The following is a 6,659-nucleotide window of genomic DNA, read 5'->3' as shown; positions in this document are numbered from 1 at the left end:
AAGCCAATGAATGAGGCATGAGGCAGGGCATCGCGCATGTGACGGGCGTATCCATCGATAAAGTCGTACTGGCTGCGATGGGCCTCGTCGGCGATAACGACAATGTTACGACGGTCCGATAGAAGGGGATGTCGGTCGCCTTTCTCTTCGGGGAAGAATTTGTGAATGGTGGTAAACACCACCCCTCCGGCATCGACCGACAAGAGCTTGCGCAGGTGCGCGCGGGACTCGGCTTGTACAGGTGGCTGGCGCAAAAGATCCTGACAGTGCGAAAAGGTTCTGAAGAGCTGGTCATCGAGGTCATTGCGGTCGGTGAGCACCACGAGGGTCGGGTTTGCCATCGCGGGTTCTCGAATGATGCGTCCGGCATAGAAGGCCATGGTCAGGCTCTTGCCCGAACCTTGGGTGTGCCACACTACGCCAACGCATCGGTCACCTCGTTTGCCGGCAGGATTCGGTCCTGCCATGAAGCGACCGCCGCTGCGCTCGCTGACGTGTTCCAACCGCCCCAACCCCGCAGCGCGCAGCGTCTCCTGCACCGCGACTTGTACTGCGTGGAACTGATGATAGCCGGCCATTTTTTTGATGATACGGCTGCCGTCATCTTCAAAGACAATAAAATGTTGCACCAGAGCGAGCAATTGTTTCGGGACAAGCAGGCCTTCAATCATGACTTGCAGTTCGGGCAGGCGCGCATCGGCCAATGCTTCGCCGGAGGTTGTTCGCCAGGGTTTGAACCACTCGCGTCCAGCGCTGAGTGTTCCTACGCGGGCCTCAAGGCCGTCAGACACGATCATCACCGCATTGGTCAAAAAGATTGATGGGATTTCGGTCTTGTAGGTTTGGAGCTGATGATAGGCGGTCCAGATGGTGGCGTTTTCGCTGGCAGCGTTTTTAAGCTCGAGAATCGCTAGGGGCAATCCATTTACGAACAAGACGATATCCGGACGTCGTTCATGTTTATTCTCAATGACGGTAAACTGGTTTACTGCCAGCAAGTCATTCGCAAGTGGGAAGTCGAAGCTGATGACGTGTGCCTGGGCGCCGCGAATCGAGCCATCGGGGTCGCGGTACTCCACATTCACGCCCTCTATGAGCAGTCGATGCAGGGCGCGGTTCCGCTGGATCAGGTCTACTCCCTCAGGGCGGGTGAGTTTGCGGAAGGCATCTTCAAGCGCTTCTGCAGGGAGACCAGGATTGAGGCGCGCGAGTGCATCGCGCAATCGCTGCGGCAGCACCACCTCGCTGTAGTCGACTCGCTCAGCGGCAGGCATGCCCGGTGCAATGTCAGGACCATACGCCACCTGCCAGCCGGCTGCTTCGAGCCAGGCAAGGGCGGCAGATTCGACGGTGGATTCAGTGAAGCGCTCGGTCATGCGAACTCCTCTTCCGCCGCTGGCGAACTCACGAGCTTGACCATCGCATCGAAGTGCGCCTTGTCCAGCGCTTCGAAAAACTCCAACAGATCCTTCATAACTGACCCAGCCTCGGCAATAAGTGACAGGTCATGCTCAGGCTCACCCAAAGCATCGTTGTGCGAATGTGTGTGCAGGAATCGAAGAATACGAAGCTTCTTAGCCTCATCGAACTTCGCGTTCTGCATCTTTTGCCACAATTCACCAGAAGCGCCAGGCTGGCGGAAAGACAGAAAAGATTCTAGAAGCCGCCTTGCCATGTTAGGGAGGATGTAGTTGTCTTCTAAAGCAGCGGGCGCTGGAGCCGACGCGGCCCGATAGATACGAGCGAAAAGATACTGATACTCCGACTCATACTCCTCCAGCAACCGATCAAGCGGACGAACGCTAGTGCATCGCTGACCAACATCACGCACACAGTCAAGCATATAGAAGCGCGCTGGACGTTGGGCGACATCCCTTTTATTCTGGTCCTTCAAATGGTGAAACCAGTACCGCACCTGGCGAAAGAAGGTGAAGTTATGGGTAAGGATGAACAGCTGGCCGACATCCTTCGTGCGCTCACGGATGAATCCGAAGGCGAGGTACAGCGCGTTCGCATCAAGGCTCGACACAGGGTCATCGAGCACAACAACAGCGTGATTGATATCAAAGCTTCGGGCGCGGAGCGACTTCAGGAAATAGAGCAGTGCGATGGCGGTCGTCTCGCCCTCGCTTAAATTGTACGCTGGCTGGCCGTTACGCGTGATTCTGTAACCGGTTTCTTTGACCTCCAGGCGCAATTCCTCGTGCCCTAGATAATTCAGCAGGTCGTCGTTCAACTCTTCGGCGGGCTGCCGGTGCTCGACAATTTCGCGCTCCAACCGCTCAATCACGTCTGTGAGACGCTGTAGTTCGCCTTCCGTTGCAGTGAGATCTTTGCCAGTGCGGTCAATCGCGTCTTTGAGCCGCACAAACTCGTCCAGCCTCTTAGCAATCATATCGAGAGCCAAGCACTCGCGTGCTTTGCTCACCCGGGACGAAAAGTCGTCGCAGGCTTGGTTGTGTGTGCGGATAACCCCGTTTAGCCTATCGAGAACAGCGGGATCCACAACTGGTACATGGGCCGGCAACGACAAGCGATCGAAAGGCCTCGCTTTCTTCTCTCCCAATGCCCGGATCAAATCTCCCAGAAAGCCCTGCACAACTTGAAGAGCGTCGCGCAAGGCCCCCTCAGCGGCCGAGTATTCATCAGCTAGGTCCTCGTAGAGTTCCGCCGGTTTCGGCAGGTTGAGACTGGAAGAGGACTGTTGCGCGGATCTGAACTCAGTGATTCGCTGATCCACTTTACGCAGAAAGTTATCGAATTCCGCGCTGAAGTGGGCCTCGAGCGCAGCCAGGCGACCAGCCGGGAGAGGTTGCTGGCAAAACAGACACACCTCCGCCTCACGTTCCTTGTGGAAACGGAGCCCTTGGCGTGTCCATTCAGAGAGACTCGGATCATCTTTCAGCGCCTCAATCGCTTTCGATACGACTGTTGTCTGCAGAATCTCTGAGACCGACTCGGCGAGATCTTGAAGCGATGGCAGCTTATACGAGACCTCTGCCAGCTTCTGCTTGGGTGTGGCGCGAATCTGAGCAAGCAGCTTCTCGCGTTCCTCATCGGAGAGAAGATGGGCCGAAGTATCGCCGCCGGTTAACATCATATCGGCATCGTTCTTGTAGCCTGCCTTGTCGTAGTTGTTATAGCGATGCTTTTCTGATGATCTGAGTGTGTCCTTGATGACTCTGGCGCGGTCAACGCAGTGTTGATCAAATTCCTTTTCCGCCTTCTGTTTGGCGTCGCGAGCGGCGTTTAGCTTAGCTTCCTCTTCTCTCCGTTCTTCCTTGAGACGCCCCGCCTCCTTTTGCTTCTCGACATTTTCCTTACCAATAAAGAAGATTGGCGGAATATCTCCTCCGCCAACTGGGAAGACGCTTTCGTTGATGAAATCCCGATTGAACACCCGCACCGGAAGCGTGCTATGTGGGAAGTCCGAGCCTCCGACCTCGAGGCCGTCGATGCGGATGGTGACATCTCCCATCCCAGGTCGCCTGCGCAGTTCCATGTCTCGGAGCAATCGGCTGAGCGTCGTCTTGCCCGTTCCGTTCCAGCCGTAGATAAGGTTGAATTTCCCGAAGTCAGGGAGTTTGGATGGCCAACTGAAGTCGCGGAAAATACCGCACTCGCAGAGACGAGAAAAACGCTCAACTTTCATAACCCCCTCTCTTTTAAAAACAGTTCCGCGTCTTTCACCCGCAGTTCTCCGGAGATGAGCTTCGGTAGCAGTGTATCGCGAAGGGCGGCGAGGGTGCGGGATTCGCGCCGGCATTCAAGGGTTCGCGCAAGCTGGTTGTTCGCTGAACGATCGAACGCTGCAACGATGGAGGAAGGGGGGACGACAATGCCGAGGTTGAGAATCGACTCGACCTGGGCGCGCTGGTGGCTCTTTGATGTTCCTGTCACGAGACCCTGGATCTGCTGGCGAAACAGCGGGGAGCGCGCGAGGCAATACACAAAGCTTCGCGTGAACGGAGAGAGTGCGCGCAGCACCAGAAATTCTGTCGAGCACACCGCATGTTCGCCCGGACGAATGTCGACCAGCCAGACCCGCTCAATCTCTGGGTTGAGCTTGGAGAGCAGGACTACTCCGACCGGAACGCGCCATTTCTGGCTCTTGATGGTTGCACCGTACTCGGCCTTCGGGCATTGCCCTTCATCGAAGGCCGGAATGCTGAAGTGCTGGTAAAGCGTTTGGGGCGACGAGAACGGGTTTTCCTGGTCGCGCAGGTGCTCGACCACATCGCCGAATCGGCCGATCTCCCACCCCTCCGGGATCTCGCCGAGTTCCGACTCCACGAGGCGGTTGGGGAAGAGGTCGTACAGGTCGGCGGGCAGGCCGGGCAGGGATTCGCCACGGCGCCAGCGACCTTCCATTTTTGCGCGCACAGGCTCGAAGTCCACGAACCACGCTTTGAAGAGCGCCCGCGCCATCTGCTCCAGCGTCTCGCTCATCCGCCGGTTCAGCTCGATCTTGTCGTCCAGCGTGCCGAGGATGTGGGCGATGGCGCGCTGTTCGGTCGGCTCAGGGTACGCGCCTTCGATGTTCTCAAGGTCGCGCTTTGTGACGTGGCCTAGGCCAGTGGTCTGCTTGTTTCGAGCGATGCCGACGAAGTTCGGCTTCAGGTAGCGAAGGAGGTAATAGAAAAACGTGGGATCGATGCCCTCAACGGGCGTCACTCGGAAGACATGTTGATTCAGCCAGCCTTCCGGTCCTCGCCACCAAAAGACGTCAATGGACGTTTCAGGCTGACCAGACCACGAGAACAACAGGTCTCCATGGTGGACACGCACGGAATCGTCAAAGGTCTGCTCGGTGAATTTAGTCTGTCCGGAGATTCCACCCTTTATCTCCGCTATTTTGATAACGGGCATCCCGGAAGAGCTGAACTGAATATCTCGGAATGCGAGTCCGTTCACCCAATGTGCTAGCAAGTAGAGAGGGCACCGCTCCCAGTCGTCGGGATAGTCGGGATGGTACAGCCACCCTTTGTTCTCCATATCGAGCGCTACATCACCCCCCATACCCTTCCTCCTGTGTTTTGTTTGCCACATTTTCCAGCTCCGCCTCCAACTCTTCCACGGTCGGCAGGCTGCGTTTGAGTTCCTCCGGCAGGGTCGCCATAAGGCGGGTCTCCCATTCAGCGATGCCGATGGGTTTTGCCACATCGCGCAAAGCGTACTCGACCACCAGCCGGTCCTTGCCTTTGCACAGCAACAGACCGATAGTCGGCTTGTCGTCAGGATGGCGCAGGAGGTCATCCACGGCCGATAGGTACAGGTTCATCTGTCCCACATACGCTGGGTCGAAGGGTCCGGCTTTCAGCTCCACGACCACGAAGCAGCGGAGTTTGAGATGGTAGAAAAGCAGGTCCACATAGAAGTCCCGGTCGCCGACCTCCAGGAGTACCTGCCGCCCGACAAAGGCAAAACCCGCGCCGAGTTCCAGGAGAAAGCGCTGGATGTGGTCTATGAGGCTTTGTTCCAGCTCACGTTCGCGGCGCGGGTCATCGGTGCCGAGGAAGTCGAAGAGGTACGGGTCCTTGAAGACTTGTGCCGCCATGTCGGAATCCGCCGGAGGCAGGGTAGCGGGAAAGTTGGTGATGGCCTTGCCCAGCCGCTCGTGGAGGCACCGCTCGATTTGAAGGACGAGTATGTTTCTGCTCCAGCCCTCTTCATGCGCTTTGCGCGCGTACCAGAGGCGAACCTCGGGGACATCCAGCTTATCCAAAAGAGCGATGTTGTGGTACCAGGTGATTTGTGCAAGCACCTCTTGCACAATGTGGCGGTCGGGCCAGGCTGCGGCAAAGGCGCGCATGTACTTGAGGTTGCGCGGGGAAAGCCCTTGCATGTCGGGAAACTCCCGGCGCAAATCGGCCGAGAGCCGGTCAATCACTTTGGCTCCCCAGCCTTCCTGCGCTTGCTGCTGGAGAATGGTGCGGCCAATATCCCAATAGAGCAGCACCATGGCCGCGTTGGCAGCGAGGACCACACGCACGCGCTCTTCCCGAATGCGCTGCTTGAGTTCGGTGAGCAGGGTTGCGTAATCCGCAGGGAGATCGCCGGTACCTCCTGCGTCAGGTCGGCGCGCTTCGGTCTGTTCGGGCACACGCGCGTTCTGCTCCGGCTTTCGGGGCTTATTCGCCATACCCCAGCTCCTTCAGGTTGGTGGCAATGGCCGCATCGAGCTTCGCCGCTTCGGCCTTTTGTTCGCGCCACTGCGCAACGAGCCGCTGCATCTTTTCCTCGAAGGGCTCGTCATCATCTTCCTGCGCTTCCGCGCCGACGTAGCGACCGGGCGTAAGCACATAACCGTGTTTGCGTACCTCATCCAGCGGAGCGCTTTTGCAAAAGCCAGGCACATCGACGTAGTGGCCACATTCCTTTTCACCACGCCATGCGTGATAGGTGTCGGCGATCTTTTTGATATCCTCATCGGTCAATTCGCGATGGGTGCGGTCCACCATGCGGCCCAGCTTGCGCGCGTCGATAAAGAGTATTTCGCCGCGGCGATCGCGGAACCTGCCGTCCTTGCGGTCCCGTGCCAAAAACCAGAGACAGGCCGGAATCTGGGTGGAGTAGAAGAGCTGGCCCGGCAATGCCACCATGCAGTCCACAAGGTTGGCCTCAATGAGGTTTTTGCGGATCTCGCCCTCTCCGGACTG

General features: G+C 57.6%; 5 protein-coding genes. All 5 read right to left on the bottom strand.

Features of this window, described 5'->3' with window-relative positions; genetic code table 11:
- Positions 1–1,376: type I restriction endonuclease subunit R (locus tag GAP13_RS12320; protein ID WP_158908595.1), on the bottom strand; the 1,376-nt coding region annotated here is incomplete at its 3' end.
- The gene (locus tag GAP13_RS12315; protein WP_222126220.1) at positions 1,373–3,652 is read right to left on the bottom strand and encodes an AAA family ATPase; all 2,280 of its coding nucleotides are present in this window, start codon (positions 3,650–3,652) and stop codon (positions 1,373–1,375) included. The genes GAP13_RS12315 and GAP13_RS12320, both read right to left, overlap by 4 nt.
- A complete protein-coding gene (locus tag GAP13_RS12310) occupies positions 3,649–5,019 on the bottom strand; it encodes a restriction endonuclease subunit S (protein WP_158908594.1) in 1,371 nt (456 codons plus the stop codon). Before GAP13_RS12310 ends, GAP13_RS12315 begins: the two co-directional genes overlap by 4 nt.
- On the bottom strand, positions 5,009–6,142 hold the full coding sequence (locus GAP13_RS12305; protein ID WP_158908593.1) for a PDDEXK nuclease domain-containing protein: 1,134 nt from the start codon (positions 6,140–6,142) through the stop codon (positions 5,009–5,011). The genes GAP13_RS12310 and GAP13_RS12305 overlap by 11 nt, the downstream gene beginning before the upstream one ends.
- Positions 6,132–6,659, bottom strand: a 528-nt coding sequence (locus GAP13_RS12300; RefSeq protein ID WP_158908592.1) for an N-6 DNA methylase, incomplete at its 5' end; no start/stop codon positions are given. The genes GAP13_RS12305 and GAP13_RS12300, both read right to left, overlap by 11 nt.

Source organism: Rectinema subterraneum (assembly GCA_009768935.1).
GTDB lineage: Bacteria > Spirochaetota > Spirochaetia > Treponematales > Rectinemataceae > Rectinema > Rectinema subterraneum.
The sequence above is the reverse complement of the archived record's forward strand: the minus strand, read 5'-3'. Positions and strand labels throughout refer to the sequence as shown.